This is a genomic window from Amycolatopsis alba DSM 44262 (genome assembly GCF_000384215.1).
Taxonomy (GTDB): domain Bacteria; phylum Actinomycetota; class Actinomycetes; order Mycobacteriales; family Pseudonocardiaceae; genus Amycolatopsis; species Amycolatopsis alba.
Genome location: NZ_KB913032.1, coordinates 4215685 through 4231225, shown reverse-complemented (window position 1 = coordinate 4231225; position 15541 = coordinate 4215685). Strand labels below are relative to the sequence as shown.

Here is a 15541-nt window from a genome sequence, read left to right as displayed (position 1 = left end):
TGAGGATGGCTGATCGTGCGCGAACCTCTCCTCGTACCCCGCCTCCAGCCCTTCACGTCGACCATCTTCGCGGAGATGACGGCACTGGCCGTCCGCCACGAAGCCGTCAACCTCGGCCAGGGCTTCCCCGACACCGACGGGCCTGCCGGAATGCTCGACGCCGCCAAGAACGCGCTGTTCGGGGGCGCGAACCAGTACCCGCCGGGGCCGGGACGGCCGGAGTTGCGCGCGGCGATCGCGCGCCACCGCCTCCGCTACGGCGTCGAGTACGACCCAGCCACGGAGATCCTGGTCACCGCCGGTGCCACCGAGGCGATCGCGGCGTCACTGATCGCGCTGACGCAGGCGGGCGACGAGGTCATCGTCATCGAGCCGTACTACGACTCGTACGCGGCCGCTGTCGCCATGGCGGGCGCGGAGCGGCGTGTCGTCGGCCTGGTGGAACGCGACGGCCGGTTCGCCCTCGACGTCGAGGGCCTCCGCGCCGCGGTGACCGGGCGGACCAGGGCGATCCTGATCAACTCGCCGCACAACCCGACCGGCACAGTGTTCACGCGAGCCGAACTGGAGGCCGTCGCCGCGCTCTGCGTGAAGCACGACCTGATCGCGATCACCGACGAGGTGTACGAGCACCTCGTCTTCGACGACGCCGTGCACTTCCCGCTCGCGACCTTCCCCGGCATGCGCGACCGCACGGTCTCGATCTCCAGCGCGGGCAAGACGTTCAACTGCACCGGCTGGAAGATCGGCTGGGTCTGCGCGAGCCCGGAACTGGTCGCGGCGGTGAAGGCGGCGAAGCAGTTCATCACCTTCGTCTCGGGCGGCCCGCTGCAACCGGCCGTCGCCCACGCGCTGGACCACGAAGTGCCCTGGGCCGAGGACCTGCGCACGAGCCTCCAGGGCAAACGGGACCGGCTCGCGGCGGGTCTCGCGGAGGCCGGGTTCGCGGTCCGGCCGACCGCCGGGACGTACTTCATCTGCGTCGACGTCCGTCCGCTCGGCTTCGACGACGCCGCGGAACTCGCCTGGGAGCTCCCCGAACGGGTGGGTGTGGCGGCCGTGCCCGTAAAGGTGTTCACCGATCACCCGGACGAGTGGAAACACCTGCTGCGGTTCGCGTTCTGCAAACGCAACGAGGTCATCGACGAAGCGGTCACCCGATTGCGCAAACTCAAGTGACTCGTCCGATGTCCGTCACGCCCAACCACCTTTTTCGAGCATCCGTCCGATCCGGTCCAGACACCGTCTTCGCAGTCTGCCGACACTGGCCGGGCTGATCCCCAGCTCCCCCGCGAGCTGGGCGTAGGACAGCTCCGGCCGGTGCGCGAGCAGCCAGACGAGCCGTCGGTGCACATCCGGCAGACGGTCGACAGCCACCCAGAGCGCGCGGTCGCGTTCGGCGCGGACGACCTCGGTCTCCGGGGTCATCCCGGCGTCCGGGAGCGGATGCGGTTTTTCGCGCCTGTTCCTGGTGATCATCCGGAGCGCGCGACGCCGCGCGGTGGTCGTCAGCCAAGCCCCGAGCTTCGCTTCGTCGCGTAGCGCGCCAGGCGTGCGAAGCAGTTCCAGCCAAGCGTCCTGACAGACGTCCCTGGCGTCGGATTCGCTCAGGCGATAGGTCTTCAACGCTCCGAGCACCGCCGCCGAAACCCCGTTCACGTCCCACATCCCGGACTCTCCTCTCCAGGCGGCCCGCGTCCGCCGCGTCGATCACCGAACGCGACTTGGACGGCACGCACCGCAGCAGGGATCCGAAAAAGGTCAGGTCATCGAGGATTTGAGTAGTTCCACCCGTGCCCGGACGGCCGTCGGGCACACACCGAGAGTGATCAACTTCGGTACTCCATGCACCGGAGCCGGTTGCGTCGTTCCGCCTAACGGGCTGGATCAGCGGCGGCTGAAGTGAAACACTCCCCTCCGATGCTAAAACTGTTGCGGCCCCTGGGGAGCTGCGACCTGACTGGAATAGACCCCAAGCAAGATCGAACTCACGCGGAGAACGTGGGTTTCAGGCGCGGACGGTGGTGATTGCTGTGAGTGGTGCGGCAGTCGTGCCCCGTCGCGGCCTCACGGCCCCGAAAACCGGCGCGCGAATCCTTTTCGCGGGCGGGCTCGCGCTTACCGGCTGGCTCCTCGGCGCCGTCCTCGGTACTCCGGCTTCGGCCGACGAACAGCCGACCCCCGTGACACCGGAGACCTCCGTGGTCCAGCCCGCGAATGAGGCCGGATCCGGGAAAACGACTACTCCAAACGAGTCCACTTCGGACTCCGGGACGGTCGAGGCCACGAAACCCGTTGCGGCCGTGGAAACCCAGAAGACCGAGACCCCGAAGGAAGAGCCCGCTCCCGTTTCGAGCAAGGAGCCCGAGGCCACCGCCGAGGAAAAGGCCGTTTCCAGCGCGAGTTCCGTCGAGAAGTCTTCTTCTCCGGAACCGGAAAAGAAGACCGCGAAACCCCAGGCGTCCAACGGTTTGCTGGGCGGACTTCTCGGCGGCGTGCTGGATCTCGTCACGAACACGGTCGGCGGAGTGGTCGAAACCGTCGGCGGGGTCGTCGGCGGAATCGGCGAACACGTCGTCGAGCCGATCGTCAAACCGGGTCCGTGCTGCGGATCGAGCAACCCGGTGACCCTGCCGGGCTCCGGCGGCATTCTCGACCCTGTCTTCGGCGGCGGCTCTGGCCAGTCGGCCGGCGGCTCGGTCACCATCGCCGTCCCTGCCAAGACAGCCACGACGCCCGCGTCCGAGCCCGCCACGCCGGACCCGCGTCCGTTCGTTCCCGCCACGACGCCCGCGACGGCGCCGGCCGTCCAGAACCACCGCGTCGTCACGCTGCCCGAGCAGGCCCCGCTCAAGTCCGACGCCAAGCCCGCCCCTGCCGCGCCCGTGTCCGGCACGCACGCGTCCAGGGACGGCGGCGGCTCGGGCGGTGGCGGCGGCCTGCCGAACGCCCCGGCGACCCCGGTCGCGCCCGCGTCGAGCGCACAGCCGGGGCACGACACCTCCGGCGGCGGCCGCGGGCCGCTCGCCGTGCTCGACTCCGGAATGCCCGCCACGCAGCTGAAGCTCATCGGAACCGGCTGCGACCACGAAGGCGAGCGCACCGGCCGGGAAGCCGCGCTTCCCGCCACCTCCCCCGACTGACCTGACCGGGTCGCCGGGGAGAACCACGTCCAAACCAAGATCAACTTCGGTTTTCGACGTCCTCTGAAGTCCTCGGCCCGAGTCCGTTTTCGCCTGCCCTCGTTTCAGGCATCCCCTTTGTCTTCCCGAACGGCCGACCGCGCCCGGCCGGTTCGGATCCCGGCCCCGGCGCCGCATTGCCTCTGCGGCGCCGGGACCAGCACCGGGTGGACTTCGGGGGCTTCTGCTCACCGCGCCGAGCAGGAGCCGGCCAAGCTCGAAGTCCACCTGAACCGCGGGCGGTTCCCGGCACGTCGAGGGGCTGTGCCGGGTAACCGCCGCGGTGCCCGTCCGCGAGACCTCGGTCTCGCGGGCGGGCCGGATAGCCGGTGCGCTGGTCGTGCGGCGCCGATGCCCTCCCTGGAGCATCGGCCGCCCCGCCGGCGCACCGGCTATTTCCGTCCTCAGGTGACCTGAACGGCCACGGGGGCGACGGTGGCGGGTGTCGCCGCCACCGAAGCGGCGGCCGCGCCCAGCCGTCGCACGGCTTCGAAGAGTCTGTCGGCCGAAAGCGCGTACGGCAGCCGCAGCCAGCGCTCCAGTCCACCGTGGACACCGAACCGCGAACCCGGCGCCACCTGTACCCCGTGTCCCGCCGCCGCGACGGCCAACCGTGTGCTCATCGGCTCCGGCAGACGGCACCACAGCGAAAGCCCGCCGGACGGCGCGGTGAACGTCCACTCCGGGCAGTACCGGTTCAACGCCCCGATCAGCGCGTCACGCTGGGCCAGCGTGTCCTCGCGACGGTGCGCCAGCGCGCCCCCGCCGTCGTCGAGCAATTCGGCGAGGACGAGTTGCTCGAAGACCGGAGACCCCAGGTCGACGGCGAACCGTGCCGCGATCAGCCTGCCGATGACGTCCTCGGAGGCGCGGATCCAGCCGAGCCGCAACCCGGCCCAATGCGACTTCGACGCCGAACCGATCGTGATGCCGAGATCCCCCGCGAACGCGCCCAGCGGCGGCGGCCCGTCCACCGGATCACCTTCGTGGTCCAGCTCGACCAGGGTCTCGTCGATGATCGCGGGTGTCCGTGCGCGGCTCAGCGCGGCCGCGAGCCGTTCGCGGGCGGCGGCGTCCATGCGCAGGCCTGTCGGGTTCTGGAAGTCCGCGACGAAGTACGCGAGCCTTGGCGCGGACTGCCGCAGCGCGGCCTCGATCCCGACGACGTCCCAGCCGGTGACCGGGTCCAGCGGGACAGGTACGCCGATGGCGTGCGCGGCGCCGATGGCTTCGAGCGAGTTCGGATACGTCGGCTGCTCGACGAGCACCCGGTCGCCAGGACCGGCCAGCATGCGCAGGACCTGCACGAACGCGTGATGCGCGCCGTTGGTGACCATCACCTGATCGGCGTTGGTCGGCAGCCCGCGTTCGGTGTAGCGGCGGGCGATCCGCTCGCGCAGGACCAGCAGGCCGCGCACGTGATAGCCGTTCTCGCCGAGGTGGTCCACCAGCGCCTTCCGCGCGGCGTCCACGGCCGGAACCAGGCCGGGGATGGCGGGCGGACAGGCCTGGGCGAGGTCGATGAGGTCCGCCCCGGACGGCAGGATCGGGTCCCGGCCCCGTCCGCCGGGGGACGCGATCCAGGACCCGGCCCCGCGACGGCTGGCGACCAGCCCGTCGGCCCGCAGCTTGTCCAGCGCGGCGCCGATCAGCGTGCGGCTGACGTCCAGCGCGTCGGCGAGCTCCCGTTCGGCCGGGAGTTTCGTGCCGAGCGGCAGCCTGCCGTCGAGGACCAGCAGCTCGACCGCCGCCGCGAGATCCATGGCACCGTGTCGAGAACCACTCTGGCGCCAACCTCCCAGCAAAAGGGCCAATTTTGACCCTGAAACGCGTCCAGTCAGCGGGATCAGCGGCTCCATAAGACCAATTGTTGCAGATTGGCCATGGTCAAGGTAGCCACTTACCCCTGATGGTGCACACGTGGCACTCAAACTCGACCTCAGACCAGTCGGCATCTCCCAGGACACCACCCGCCGCTCGATCCAGCTCGTCGGCGGGCTCGCCCTCTACGGCGGCAGCATGGCCATGCTGACCAGGTCGGGACTCGGACTCGACCCGTGGGACGTGCTCCACGAAGGCCTGATGAAGATCACCGGTCTCTCGTTCGGCACGGTCACCGCGATCGCGTCGGTGCTGGTGCTCCTGCTGTGGATCCCCCTGCGGCAGCGGCCCGGCGTCGGCACGCTCGCCAACATCGTGGTCATCTCGCTCACCGTCGACCTCGTGCGGATGTTCCTGCCCGACCAGGACGTGCTCGGCTGGCAGCTCCTCAACCTGGTCGCCGGTGTGGTGCTCAACGGCCTCGCCGCCGCGATCTACGTCGGCGCGCGGCTCGGTCCCGGCCCCCGCGACGGGCTGATGACCGGCTTCTCGGCCCGGACCGGCAAGTCGATCCGGCTCGTCCGGACCCTCATCGAGATCACCGTCCTGGCCGCCGGCTGGCTGCTCGGCGGCACCGTCGGGGTCGGCACGGTGCTCTACGCGCTCGCCATCGGGCCGCTCACGCAGGCCTTCCTGCCTTACGTCGTGTGGCGGGAGCGTTCTCCTCGACCCCGGATGCCCCGAGCGCCACGCTTGGGACGCTGAACGTCTCAAGCGTGGCGCTCGGGGCGCCGGACGGCGAGGTAGTCGATGCCCCGCTGCGCGAGGACATCGGCGGCCGCACCGGGGACGGACGTCAGCGCGAGCAGAAGGTGCTCGGGCTCGATGCGCTTGCTCCCGACATCGATGGCTTCGCGAAGGCTCTTCTCCACCGCCTTTTTCGCCTCCTGCGTGAGGGGCCGATGACCACGTCCGCCGCGCTGCCCCCTGGTCAGCGCGCCGGGTCCGTGGGTCTGCTCGACCCGCTCGACGATGTGCTCGACGTCGATACCGAAGCCGCTCAGTGCCTCGACGTCGGCGTCGCTCATGCCGCCCCGGCGACGGACGCGCCCGACGTCGTCGGCCAGTTCGTCCGCCGGGCAGCCCAGGGTGGCCAGGACTCCGGTGTGCCGCGCGAGGGACGTCAGCAGGTGCAGCGGGTCGATATTCGCGGACGCCTCCTCCGAAGCGACACGCTGAGCTCCCATGACGACCTCGCGGAGTTCGATGGTGAACCGTTCGAACATCAGTGCCTCCCGTACTTCTTGTGCACCGCTTGCCTGCTGACCCCCAGCTCGGCCGCGATCTCCTGCCAGGACCAGCCGTGCACCCGCGCGCTGCGGACCTGCACGGCCTCGAGTTGTTCCAACAGCCGGCGCAAGGCGGCGACGGCGCGCAGTCCCACGCGGGGATCGCGGTCACCGGCTCGCGCGGCCAGATCTGTCGCTTCGGTCATGATGTCAACCTACGTTGACATCTCGGCCACGTCAACCTCGGTTGACAGTTAGGGTCGGGGCCATGGTCGAAATCGCAGTGGCGGAAAGGGACGGAGTAAGCGCGGACGGAGCATCGCGCCCGACCGAAGACCACGTCGCCGTACTCGGCAACGCCGTGGTGGTGCTCGACGGGGCGACCGCGCCGCGGCCGGATCTGCCGTCCGGCGGCTGGTACGCGGGCCTGCTCGTCCGCAGCCTGTCGCAGGCGCTGACCGCGGCACCCGAGGCGGATCTCGCGGTCGTGCTGGCCGAGGCGATCGCGGACGTCGCGAGCCGCGAAGGTCTCGAACCGGGGCGATCACCGTCGAGCACGGTCGCGATCGCGCGCTGGACGGACGACACCGTCGACGGCCTGGTGCTCGCCGACAGCCCGATCATCGCCTTCGGTCCCTCGGGCGCGGACCCGCTCACCGACGACAGGCTGGTCTCGCTCCGTGACAGCGGTCAGCTCCGCACCGGCGCCGACGTCCGCGCGAAACGCAACGCGCCGGACGGCTTCTGGGTCGCCGAAGCGGAACCGAAGGCGGCCGCCGAGGCCGTACGCCGCAGTTGGCCGCGCTCGGCGGTCGAAGCCTTGCTGCTGGCGACGGACGGGGTCGCGATCGGGGTCGACGAATACGGCCTGTTCGGCTGGCCGGAAGTACTCGCCCTCAGCCGGGAACGCGGTCCGGACGCGGTACTCGACGCGGTCCGCACGGCGGAGAAACAGGACCCGGACGGCGTCCGCTGGCCCCGCGCGAAAAGGCACGATGACCAGCTACTGGTACTGGCGGAGTTCGGGGTAGCCCCAGGGTAGAACCGGGGGCTTCCCGGATCGGAAAACCGCGTCCGCGCGAGCAGGCTGGACGCATGACGTTCCCTGGGGAGAGACCACGGGCCAGGCCCTGGCTGCTGGCGTCGGGCGCGGCCATCGGATGGGCCCTGTTCACCATGGTCGTGCTCCATCTGATCAGCTCACGCGACCCGATGTTCGACACGCTGTCCAGCTACGCCTACGTCGACCGGGGCACCGGCATGCTCGGCGCCAGCGTGCTCTCGCTGTCGATCGGCTCGCTCACCGCGCTCGGGGCGCTGGCCGCGGCCGGGATCCCGCTCAGCCGCACCACGAAACTGCTGTTCGTGCTGTGGTCGCTCGGCCTGGCGGCGGCCGCGATCTTCCCGGCCAGCTACCCCGAATACCCGGACCCGGTCAGCGGCGAGATCCACCTGTACGCGTGCCTCATCGCGTTCCTCAGCCTGCCGGCCGCCGGGTTCACCCTGCGCGACAACCTGCGCGGCACCCCGGCGGCCAAGCCGATCGGCCGCCTCGCCTGGGGCAGCGCGGCGGGCCTGGTCGTCTTCGGGCTCAGCTTCATCTTCGTGCGCCTGTCCGACATCCCGTTCTTCAAAGCGCTGACCGACATCGTGCCGGTCGGGGTCACGCAGCGGCTTTCCCTGGTGGCGCACGTGATCCTGATCGCCGGGATGCTGAAGGTCGCGTCAGCGGCGCACCGCGTCGGTGAATTCGGGCGCGTACCCGTAGAGGCCGGGCAACCCGCCCGTGTGCAGGAAGACAACGTGTTCGTCGGCCGCGAACTGGCCTTCGGCCGCCCACTCGACCAGCGCGGCGCCCACCTTGCCGGTGTACACGGGATCGAGCGCGATGCCTTCCGTACGACCGAAAAGGCGCACCGCGTCCCACGTCGCCTCGGTCGGGATCCCGTAGCCGGGGCCGATCGTGCGGTCGTCGATATGCAGTCCGTCGAGTGACGGCGGCTCGGTTCCCAGCAGTACGGAGGCCGCGATGGTGAGATCGGCCAGGTTGTCCAGGGCTTCGTCGACCGGATGACTGACGCACGCGATGTCCAGCGTCAGCCAGTCGAGATCCGCCGTCCCGACGACGAGCCCGGCGGACGTCCCGCCGCTGGCGTGCGGGGCGACCAGCCGCGCCTTGGTGACGCTCAGTTCGGCGAGTTGCCCGGCGAGCTCCCGCGCGGCCGCCACGTACCCGAGCGCCCCGACGCCGTCGGAACCGCCGACCGGGAACGTCGCCACCTTGCGGCCCTCGGCCGCGGCCTCGGTGATCAGCCGGTCGTAGGTTCTGCCGGTCTCCTCGCCGTCGCGGCAGACGTGCACGTTCGCGCCGAAGAGGTGGTCGAGGGAGACGTTGCCGGACCGCTCGTACGCGTCGCCGTCGCGAGGGACCTTCGCCGTGAGCACGAGCTCGCACCGCAACCCGAGCTTCGCGCAGGCCGCGGCGGTCTGGCGGCCGTGGTTGGTCTGCAACGCGCCGAAGGTGATCACCGTGTCGGCGCCGTTCTCGATCGCGGCGCCGAGCAGGAACTCGAGTTTGCGCAGCTTGTTGCCGCCCACGCCGAGCGGATGCACGTCGTCTCGCTTGAGCAGCAGGTTCGCCACGCCGAGGGCCTCGCCCAGCCGGGGCGCGGGATGCAGCGGCGTCGGGTAGCCGCCGAGGTCGACGCGGGGGAAGCGATCGAGGTTCATGCAGGTCACGTAACCACACCGATCGACGGCGATCGAGGTTACCCGATGGTATCGTTCGTTTGAACGAACGAGAGACGCAGGGGGAGCCATGACCACAGCGAAACCGGAGCTCGCCTTCACGGGCTTGGCCGAACAGGCTTCGATGCTCGCCACCGGCGCCACGACGTCGGTCGAGCTCACGCGCCTGGCGCTCGAAAAGGCCGAGGCCAGCCAGTCGACTCTCAACGCTTTCAAAAGCCTTCGCGCCGAAGAGGCCCTTCGCGAGGCTGAGAACGCCGACCGCCGGCTGGCCGCTGGAGAGACCGCTCCCCTGCTCGGCGTCCCCACCGCGATCAAGGACGACCTCGACGTCACCGGGATGCCGACGGCGTTCGGCTGCGAAGGCGACTTCGCCCTCGCGACAACGGATTCCCCGCCTGTCGCCGCGCTCCGCGAGGCGGGCGCGGTGCTCATCGGCAAGACCAACACCCCGGAACTCGGCCAGTGGCCGTTCACCGAGGGCCCGGCGTTCGGCGCGACCCGCAATCCCTGGGACACCGAGCGCACCCCTGGCGGTTCCTCGGGTGGCGCGGCGGCGGCCATCGCGTCGGGGGTGATCGCCGCCGCGCTGGGTTCCGACGGGGCGGGGTCGATCCGGATCCCGGCCGCGTGGACCGACCTGGTCGGGATCAAACCCCAGCGCGGCCGCGTCCCGACCGACCGGGAGCTCTTCCACGGCCTGACCGTGGTCGGCCCGCTCGCCCGCACCGTCGCCGACGCGGCCCTGCTGCTCGACGTCGCGGCGGGCACCGGCACCGCTTTCCAGTCGGCCGCGCGCCGCGAACCGGGCCGGATGCGGATCGGCCTGTCCACCAGGATCCCTTTCACCGCCACGAAAACCCGGCTGGACCCGCAGGCGCACGCGGCCGTCGTCCGGCTCGCGGAGCGGTTCGCCGAACTCGGCCACGAGATCGTCGAGATCGAACCCGACTACCGGCTGATCGGCCTCACCTTCCTGCCGCGTTCGCTCGTCGGCGTGCGTGACTGGTCCCGTCGCGTCCCGGACCAGGCACGGCTCGACCCGCGCACCCGCGCCAACGCGCGGCAGGGTTCGGCGCTGGCCGGACCGGCGCTGCGGCTCGCCAGGGCCACGGAACCGTTGCTGCAGCGGCAGATCGGCTCGGTGTTCGGCCGGGTGGACGTCGTCCTCACGCCGACCACCGCGACGCCGCCGCCGCGGATCGGCACCTTCGACAAGCTCACCGGCTGGCAGACCGACCAGGCCATGATCGCCGCGTGTCCGTACGCTTGGCCGTGGAACGTGCTGGGCTGGCCGGGGGTCAACGTCCCCGCCGGGCTGAGCCCGGAAGGCCTGCCGCTCGGGGCGCAGCTGCTCGGCCCCTCGCACGCGGAGGAACGGCTGATCTCGCTGGCCGCGCAACTGGAAGAGGTCGAACGGTGGCAGGACCGCAAGCCCGAGACCGCTTGGTGAACACCCGCGAGACGATCCTGCACGCCGCGCTCAAGGTGGTCGGGGAACAGGGTGTCGGCGGGCTGACCAACCGCCGGATCGCGACCGCCGCCAGTGTCTCGCTCGGCACGCTGACCTACCACTTCCCCAGCCAGACCGCGTTGCTGCGCGAGGCGATGCTGCTGTTCGTCGAGGAGGAGACCACGAAGCTGACCGGCTTCGTGGACGCGTACCGCGAGCAGGGCCTGAGTGTCGAGCAGGCCGCGTCGGTGGTCGAGCAGGTCATCTCGCAGCTTCCGTTCGGCACCGACGAACTCGGCGCGCATGAGCTGTACCTGCAGGCCGCGCGCGACCCAGGGCTCCAGGACGCGGCCGCGCGGTGTTTCGCCGCCTACGACGAACTGGCGCTGGTGATCCTGAAGACCCTCGGCGTGCCGTCGCCGGATCGGCTGACCGGCCCGGTCGTGGCGCTCATCGCCGGATTGCAGTTGCGCAGGCTGGCCACCGGCGACGACGGTGTCGGGGTGGCGCAGTCGCTGATGATGCTCGTCCGCGGCGCGTCGTGAACGGTCCGCCGATCGTCAAGGGGACGGCGGCGTGGCGGTACTTCGGCGACTTCCGGACCGGCCTGCTGGCTGGTCAGGTGCTGGTGCTGCAGGTCGCGCATCCGGTCGTCGCGGCCGGGGTGCGCGATCATTCGGACTACGTCGAGGATCCGTGGACCCGGCTGATGCGCACGGCCGCGTCGCTGTCGATCTACGTCTACGGCGGCCCGGAAGGCGCCCGCTACGAAGCGGACCGGTTGCGCGCGCTGCATCGCGAGTTCACCGGGGTCGACGCCGACGGACGCCGCTACGGCGCGCTGAACCCGCACGCGTACGCCTGGGTGCATGCCACGCTCGTCATGGCTCCCGTCGACACGCAACGGTTCTACGGCACCCCGATGACACCGTCCGAATTGGACGAGTACTACGCGCAGATGAGCGATGTCGGAAGGATTCTCGGCCTGCGCGAGCAGGATCTGCCGTCGACATGGCCGGAATTCGAACGGTACTACGCGGACATGATCGACGGTTTCGGTCCGAACGACACGATCTCGACGCTGTTCGAGACGTTCCGGACGGTGGAGAAACCGTGGCGATGGCTGCCCGGCAAAAGCTGGGCGCGAATCCGGCGGGGCCAGCTGTTCCTCATTCGCGCCACCCTTCCGCCCGTACTGCGCGAGCGACTCGGTCTACAGTGGACAGAGCGGGACCAGCGCCGGTTCGACCGGTTCCGTGCCGTGGCGAGGGTGGCGGTCGGGCTGGTTCCGACGACGCTGCGGTCCTCGCTCGTGCGCCGGATCGGCAGGCTCAACGTCTGGTTCCGCGCCCATCCGCGTGCATACCGCTTCCTGGGCGGCTGATCTCCAGGGTCATCCCCGGCCGGAGTAGGGGCCGTGGTCCCCTTTACGGGGGACCACGATTCACCCCGCGCCGTGACGCTTTCCCCGGCCGTCGTCATTAACTTCAGGCGGGATGGGGAATTCACCGAGGGGGCGGCGCGCGACGCCGTCGGTCATGGCCCGCGTGCTCGTGCTCTGCGCGCTGGCGTCCTTGCTGTGGGGCGGCACGGCCCAGGCGGACGGCGTTTCGAGCGGAGCGGACGTCCAGGTCGCGCAGACGCTCGGCACCCGTGACCTCACGATCGTGCTGCGGCGGATGGACATCGCACCCGGACCGCTGCACGTCGACGTCGTCACGCACACCGGAAGCGCGCCGGGAACCCTGAAGCTGCGCGCGTCGACAGCCGGGAAGACGTTTTCCGAGACCACGGTCCAGCTGAACGGAAGACCCGGCGCCCATCCGGCGCTGCTGAAGGTCGACCAGCCGGGGCCGTGGGAACTCGGGCTGGACGACGGGACCGACAGCGCGTCGATCCCGTTCCTCGTTCCGGCCAGGATCATTCCCCCGTGGGAGAAAGCCACCTTCGGCGGTTTCGTCGGCGCGGGCGTCTTCCTGGTGATCGGGCTCGTCGTCGCGATGCGCGTCCGGCGGCCGCTGCTCGCGCTGATCCCCGCCGGCGGCATGGTCGCCGCGCTCGCGGTCGCGGTCACCGGCGCGATGCTCTCGGCGTCCACACCGGCCCCGCCCGCGCCGGGCGCGGCGCTGGACCCGACGATCGACAACGTCCAAGACCCGTACGCGAACGCGCAGATGTCCACGGTGGACTTCTCGCGGCCGCCGGTGAACCTGGCCGTACGGTCGCCGAACGCGCGATCGGGCAGCCTCAGCGAGGTCCGGCTCGCCTTCGCGGACGGCTCGACCGGCCGCGCCGTCGACGACCTTTTGGTGCACGACAACGCCTTGGTGCATCTCGTCGTCATCTCGCCGACGGGCAGGCTCTGGCATCTGCATCCGGTGCGGGTCGGCCCCGGCGACTACCGCGTGAAGTTCACGCCACCCGAGGCCGGGACCTACGCTGTCGCCGCGGAAGTCGCCCGGCGAGGCGGCGGGGTGCAACTGGTCCGCGCCACGATGGCTGTCGCGGCGGGCACCGACTCCCCCGCCGAACCCGTGCCGTCGGGGGCGGGCCGGAAGGTCGTCGACGGGAACCCGGTCGACGTCGAGGTCAAGCCGGGGGCGCCGACCACCATCACCGCGCGGTTCGGCAAAGCGGATCTCCAACCCTGGCTGGGCATGCTCGGCCACCTGATCGTCGTCGGCCCGATAACCGGCGACAACCGGGTCGGCGCGGATGCCGCTGCCGCGCCGACCTGGGCCCACGTGCACTCGATGATCCCGCAATCGCCCGGTATGCCGGGAAAGCCCGACGAGACCGTCGCCGCGTACGGCCCCGACGTCCCGTTCACCTACACCTTCGCCGCACCCGGCAAGTACCGGATCTGGCTGCAGGCCGAACGCGACTACACGGTGCTGACCGTGCCCATGCAGATCGAAGTCCCACCGGGAGGGGCACCACAGTGAGTTCCACAATGGACACTCAGAGACGCAAACCGGTCCTGCTCATCTCCGTGGTCGCCGTGCTGGTGGCGGCGATCGTGGCCTGGCTGGTGTGGCCGAGCGGCGGCGGGGAGCAGGTCCAGCGCTCGACGCAGGGCCCGTACACCGTGCAGCTTTCGGTCGTGGATCCGCATAAGGGCGGCAATGTCTTCGCCCTGACCGTCACCGGCGCCGTGCCGGAAGTCGTCACCGTCGAACCGGTGATGCCGCAGATGGGGCACGCGCTCGCGCCGTCGCCCGCGATCGCGGAGGCACCGGGCCGGTTCCGCACCGGCGACGTCCTGCTGCCGATGCCGGGGCAATGGGAGATCACCGTTTCACTGCGCGGGCCGTCCGGCGCCACGCAGCACGTTTTTCCTTTGCTGGTCAAGTAAGAGAGGGAGGTCGCGGGTATGGATCTCACCGCGGGTGGGGCGAGGGTCGCCTCGGTGCCACGAAGTGAACGCACCGGTCTCGTGCCGGCGGGAACGGTGCTGGCCGGATCGGTGATCTCGCTGATCGGGCTGACCTGGGACATCCAGTGGCACGGCGACGTCGGCCCGGACACGTTCTTCACGCTGCCGCATCTGTTCCTGTATTCGGGCAGCGCGATCTCGGGGCTCGCGAGCCTGGTGGTCGTGCTGATGACCACGGCCGCGCGCCGGGCGGGCCGCGACGTCGACGCGCGGGTCGGCGGCCGCGCGATCAACGTCTTCGGCAGGCTCTTCGCCGCACCGGCCGGCTACCTGGTGGCCGGGACCGGCGCGGCGATGTTCCTGCTGTACGGCCTGTGGGACCAGTGGTGGCACGGCCTGTACGGCTTCGACGCGGTGATCGACTCGCCGCCGCACATCGGGCTGCTGCTGTCGATCACGCTGAGCATCATCGGCACGGTCATGGTGTTCGCGGCCGCGCGGGAACACCGCTGGGGCACGCTCGGCGTGGTCGGCAGCCTCGGTGTGCTGATCGCGTTCAGCACGGTCACCGTGCTGGGGCTGCAGCAGATCGACGTCGATCTGGTCGACGTCATCTCCGTGGGGATCGCGCTGCTTTCGGTGCTGCTGGTCTCGGCGGGCGCCGGATTCTGGCGGCGGCCCGGCGGCGCGGTCCGGGTCGCCGCCTCGCTGGCGGTCATCCAGGCGATCACCTGGTGGTTCTCGCCGTGGGCGGCGGAGGCGTACGCGAGCGCCGTCGGCCTGCCGATGCGGGACTACATCGACGGTGTACCCCAGATGCCCGCGATGATGCCGATGGCGTTGCTGCCGATCGCGGTCGTGCTCGAAGCGGTCTACCTGCTTTCGCGGCGTGGCCTCTCCACCGGCCGGGTTTCGGTGCCGGCAGGCGGGATCGGCGGATTTCTGATCGGCGCGAGCATGCCGCTCCAGAACATGCTCGTCTACGGGGCCAAGCACGTCGATTGGCCGGTCGTGGCCGGGACGGCGGTCGCAGGCGCGGTGTTCGGGCTGCTCGGCGGGTTCGCCGGGTGGCGGTTCGGCGGGATGCTGCGGCTGCTGGCCCCGGCGAAGGAGGACAACGCGCATGCGTAAGACATTGCTGGCCTTGGCGGCGGCGATCGGGTTGCTGTTCGCGACCACCCCCGCGGCGAACGCCTACGAACCGGTGAACATCGTCCACACCGAGCGGGTGCAGGTCGGCCCGTACGGGATGACGGTCGGGTTCAGCACGTGGCCGTTGCGTGCCATGCAATCGCTGGACTTCACGTTCATCCCGGACGACGGGATCGCGGGGAAGTCGGGAACGCTCGCGTTCGTCGATCCGGAATCCGGGCGACAGAGCCGTGCCCAGCCGCTGGCGAAGCATCCTCGGAAGCTCGAGGTGTGGGGACTGGACATCCGGGCGCTGCAGACGCAGGGCTCGTGGACGTTCCGGTTCGCGCTGGACGGGCCCGCGGGCAAGGGCACGGGGGAACTCCGCGATCTGGCGGTGCTCGAACAACCGGGGCCGCCGATGGCGGTGAGCTGGTCGATCAGCCTGATCCCGCTGATCGTCCTCGCCGTCCTGATCACCATCGCCTGGCGGCGCACGAAAGCCAGGCTGCGAGGGGACGGAGTCCCGGCGACGGGGTGA

At 70.5% G+C, this 15541-nt stretch carries 16 protein-coding genes and 1 pseudogene; 12 read left to right on the top strand and 5 right to left on the bottom strand.

Features of this window, described 5'->3' with window-relative positions; all coding sequences use genetic code 11:
- Window positions 1-15 precede the first annotated feature (15 nt).
- Window positions 16-1179 (top strand): pyridoxal phosphate-dependent aminotransferase, encoded by a 1164-nt coding sequence (locus AMYAL_RS0120175; RefSeq protein WP_020633107.1) that lies wholly within the window; start codon window positions 16-18, stop codon window positions 1177-1179.
- A 15-nt stretch (window positions 1180-1194) separates the two neighbouring features.
- On the opposite strand, the gene AMYAL_RS0120170 is transcribed toward AMYAL_RS0120175, so the two are convergent.
- On the bottom strand, window positions 1195-1668 hold the full coding sequence (locus AMYAL_RS0120170) for an RNA polymerase sigma factor (protein ID WP_020633106.1): 474 nt from the start codon (window positions 1666-1668) through the stop codon (window positions 1195-1197).
- A gap of 365 nt (window positions 1669-2033) precedes the next feature.
- Here AMYAL_RS0120170 and AMYAL_RS0120165 point away from each other — a divergent pair, with 365 nt between their 5' ends.
- A complete protein-coding gene (locus AMYAL_RS0120165) occupies window positions 2034-3143 on the top strand; it encodes a hypothetical protein (RefSeq protein ID WP_020633105.1) in 1110 nt (369 codons plus the stop codon).
- A gap of 443 nt (window positions 3144-3586) precedes the next feature.
- Here AMYAL_RS0120165 and yczR read toward each other — a convergent pair whose 3' ends face one another.
- A complete protein-coding gene (gene yczR, locus AMYAL_RS0120160) occupies window positions 3587-5041 on the bottom strand; it encodes a MocR-like transcription factor YczR (RefSeq protein WP_039794057.1) in 1455 nt (484 codons plus the stop codon).
- Window positions 5042-5102: 61 nt separating this feature from the next.
- On the opposite strand from yczR, the gene yczE reads away from it, so the two are divergent.
- Entirely contained in the window at window positions 5103-5768 is a 666-nt protein-coding gene (gene yczE, locus AMYAL_RS0120155; protein ID WP_020633103.1) for a membrane protein YczE, read from the top strand.
- Between the two features lie 5 nt (window positions 5769-5773).
- Here yczE and AMYAL_RS0120150 read toward each other — a convergent pair whose 3' ends face one another.
- Both AMYAL_RS0120150 and AMYAL_RS0120145 read right to left on the bottom strand, forming a co-directional pair.
- Entirely contained in the window at window positions 5774-6289 is a 516-nt protein-coding gene (locus AMYAL_RS0120150; protein ID WP_020633102.1) for a Clp protease N-terminal domain-containing protein, read from the bottom strand.
- The gene (locus AMYAL_RS0120145; protein WP_004559389.1) at window positions 6289-6498 is read right to left on the bottom strand and encodes a sigma factor-like helix-turn-helix DNA-binding protein; all 210 of its coding nucleotides are present in this window, start codon (window positions 6496-6498) and stop codon (window positions 6289-6291) included. Before AMYAL_RS0120145 ends, AMYAL_RS0120150 begins: the two co-directional genes overlap by 1 nt.
- A gap of 62 nt (window positions 6499-6560) precedes the next feature.
- Between AMYAL_RS0120145 and AMYAL_RS0120140 the strand changes: the two genes are divergently transcribed.
- Window positions 6561-7334, top strand: a complete 774-nt coding sequence (locus AMYAL_RS0120140; protein WP_020633101.1) for a protein phosphatase 2C domain-containing protein — start codon at window positions 6561-6563, stop codon at window positions 7332-7334.
- 53 nt (window positions 7335-7387) lie between these two features.
- A pseudogene (locus tag AMYAL_RS48465) lies at window positions 7388-7939 on the top strand (DUF998 domain-containing protein); the annotation flags it as partial.
- A gap of 78 nt (window positions 7940-8017) precedes the next feature.
- Here the strand turns inward: AMYAL_RS48465 and AMYAL_RS0120125 are convergent.
- On the bottom strand, window positions 8018-9022 hold the full coding sequence (locus tag AMYAL_RS0120125) for a D-cysteine desulfhydrase family protein (protein WP_020633098.1): 1005 nt from the start codon (window positions 9020-9022) through the stop codon (window positions 8018-8020).
- 88 nt (window positions 9023-9110) lie between these two features.
- Between AMYAL_RS0120125 and AMYAL_RS0120120 the strand changes: the two genes are divergently transcribed.
- The 7 genes from AMYAL_RS0120120 to AMYAL_RS0120090 all read left to right on the top strand — a co-directional run bounded on the left by AMYAL_RS0120120 (window position 9111) and on the right by AMYAL_RS0120090 (window position 15541).
- Window positions 9111-10493: an amidase gene (locus AMYAL_RS0120120; RefSeq protein WP_020633097.1), complete on the top strand. Its 1383-nt coding sequence runs from the start codon at window positions 9111-9113 to the stop codon at window positions 10491-10493.
- The gene (locus AMYAL_RS0120115; RefSeq protein WP_020633096.1) at window positions 10490-11038 is read left to right on the top strand and encodes a TetR/AcrR family transcriptional regulator; all 549 of its coding nucleotides are present in this window, start codon (window positions 10490-10492) and stop codon (window positions 11036-11038) included. The genes AMYAL_RS0120120 and AMYAL_RS0120115 overlap by 4 nt, the downstream gene beginning before the upstream one ends.
- The gene (locus AMYAL_RS0120110) at window positions 11035-11877 is read left to right on the top strand and encodes an oxygenase MpaB family protein (RefSeq protein ID WP_020633095.1); all 843 of its coding nucleotides are present in this window, start codon (window positions 11035-11037) and stop codon (window positions 11875-11877) included. Before AMYAL_RS0120115 ends, AMYAL_RS0120110 begins: the two co-directional genes overlap by 4 nt.
- A 112-nt stretch (window positions 11878-11989) precedes the next feature.
- A complete protein-coding gene (locus AMYAL_RS0120105) occupies window positions 11990-13438 on the top strand; it encodes a hypothetical protein (protein ID WP_026467266.1) in 1449 nt (482 codons plus the stop codon).
- An 8-nt stretch (window positions 13439-13446) separates the two neighbouring features.
- Entirely contained in the window at window positions 13447-13848 is a 402-nt protein-coding gene (locus AMYAL_RS0120100) for a FixH family protein (protein ID WP_020633093.1), read from the top strand.
- Between the two features lie 18 nt (window positions 13849-13866).
- Complete coding sequence (locus AMYAL_RS0120095; RefSeq protein WP_020633092.1) at window positions 13867-15000, top strand: hypothetical protein; 1134 nt, start codon at window positions 13867-13869, stop codon at window positions 14998-15000.
- Window positions 14993-15541, top strand: coding sequence for a hypothetical protein (locus AMYAL_RS0120090; RefSeq protein WP_026467264.1), 549 nt, complete (start codon window positions 14993-14995; stop codon window positions 15539-15541). The genes AMYAL_RS0120095 and AMYAL_RS0120090 overlap by 8 nt, the downstream gene beginning before the upstream one ends.

Bases quoted from the DNA above. Each gene is read 5' to 3' on its own strand.
- AMYAL_RS0120105 (WP_026467266.1), top strand. From the start codon at position 11,990: ATGGGGAATTCACCGAGGGGGCGGCGCGCGACGCCGTCGGTCATGGCC.
- AMYAL_RS0120170 (WP_020633106.1), bottom strand. From the start codon at position 1,668: ATGTGGGACGTGAACGGGGTTTCGGCGGCGGTGCTCGGAGCGTTGAAG.
- AMYAL_RS0120100 (WP_020633093.1), top strand. From the start codon at position 13,447: ATGGACACTCAGAGACGCAAACCGGTCCTGCTCATCTCCGTGGTCGCC.
- AMYAL_RS0120090 (WP_026467264.1), top strand. From the start codon at position 14,993: ATGCGTAAGACATTGCTGGCCTTGGCGGCGGCGATCGGGTTGCTGTTC.
- AMYAL_RS0120140 (WP_020633101.1), top strand. From the start codon at position 6,561: ATGGTCGAAATCGCAGTGGCGGAAAGGGACGGAGTAAGCGCGGACGGA.
- AMYAL_RS0120145 (WP_004559389.1), bottom strand. From the start codon at position 6,498: ATGACCGAAGCGACAGATCTGGCCGCGCGAGCCGGTGACCGCGATCCC.
- yczR (WP_039794057.1), bottom strand. From the start codon at position 5,041: ATGGAGCCGCTGATCCCGCTGACTGGACGCGTTTCAGGGTCAAAATTG.
- AMYAL_RS0120125 (WP_020633098.1), bottom strand. From the start codon at position 9,022: ATGAACCTCGATCGCTTCCCCCGCGTCGACCTCGGCGGCTACCCGACG.
- AMYAL_RS0120150 (WP_020633102.1), bottom strand. From the start codon at position 6,289: ATGTTCGAACGGTTCACCATCGAACTCCGCGAGGTCGTCATGGGAGCT.
- AMYAL_RS0120120 (WP_020633097.1), top strand. From the start codon at position 9,111: ATGACCACAGCGAAACCGGAGCTCGCCTTCACGGGCTTGGCCGAACAG.
- AMYAL_RS0120095 (WP_020633092.1), top strand. From the start codon at position 13,867: ATGGATCTCACCGCGGGTGGGGCGAGGGTCGCCTCGGTGCCACGAAGT.